This window comes from Thermus sp. NMX2.A1, assembly GCF_000511705.1.
GTDB lineage: Bacteria > Deinococcota > Deinococci > Deinococcales > Thermaceae > Thermus > Thermus scotoductus.
Genome location: NZ_ATNI01000095.1, coordinates 1 through 918, shown reverse-complemented (window position 1 = coordinate 918; position 918 = coordinate 1). Strand labels below are relative to the sequence as shown.

Genomic DNA, 918 nt, shown 5'->3' with positions numbered 1-918 from the left:
ATTCCTTCGTGTGCTACCTCATAGCTCCACCCCGGCCATCCTGAGCAAGACCCGACTCCGAATGAGGTTGTGAACCAGCAGAATGAGGTTTATTCGGGCTACCAGGCCCCAGTAGGACCGAGCCTCTATCCGATGAAGGCCCAAAGACCGCACCATCACGCTGAACCGGACCTCAATCCAGTTCCTGACCCTCCCCATCCAACCTCTCCACCCCGTCTCCACCACCTTCCCCCCACGAACCCGGTAGGGCGGGGTCTTGACGCCTTGGACCCAACGGAATCCCCGGTCCCCCAAGACCGCGGGGAGGTCCGCCACCAAGTCCCTCCCCCAGGTCTCCCGGGCATTTCCGGGGAGAAGGGCCCAGCGAAAAAAGAGGCCCCGCTCGTTCATGACCGGCATCAGCACGTAACCGCCGAACGCGCCCAGGGGCCCCACGCCTACGGCGGCTTCAGGAAGGGAGAGGCCGTGGATCCGGTGGCCGTGGGCCAGGGGGATGGGTTTGAGGTCCACCACCTGCAGAAGGCCTTGTCCCCCGGAAAGCCTTATGGCCAGGTGAGCTAACAACCCCTGGGCCTTTTGCAGGACCCGATAAAAGCGGGAGAGGTGGGGGAGGGAGGGGAAGTAGGCCTTGAGGGTGGTTTTAGCGGCCAGGTAGCCCTTGGCCAGGTCCTGGCCCTGCAGCAGGAGAAAGATGGCCAGGGCCAGGAGTTCAGCCAAGGTGGCTTTCTGGTGCCTTTGCTTTCTGGGGAGCTTGAACCCTTGGGCCTGAAGGGCCTTGAGCTCGTCGTCCACCCAGATGTAGATGGCCACGAGGAGGGTTTCTGCGTCAAGATAGTAGAGGGGGTGCTCTCGGTTTGGAAGCATAGCACCCCCTCTTTTTTCACATCCCAGGGGTTGGGGTCAAGTAGCACACGAAGG

General features: G+C 62.1%; 1 protein-coding gene. It reads right to left on the bottom strand.

Annotation, left to right across the window (positions count from 1 at the left end):
* Window positions 1-18: 18 nt before the first annotated feature.
* The gene (locus tag TNMX_RS10875; protein ID WP_038032147.1) at window positions 19-864 is read right to left on the bottom strand and encodes a transposase; all 846 of its coding nucleotides are present in this window, start codon (window positions 862-864) and stop codon (window positions 19-21) included.
* Window positions 865-918: the final 54 nt, after the last annotated feature.

Excerpts from the sequence above, each read along its gene's own strand:
- TNMX_RS10875 (WP_038032147.1), bottom strand. The coding sequence starts at position 864 with ATGCTTCCAAACCGAGAGCACCCCCTCTACTATCTTGACGCAGAAACC.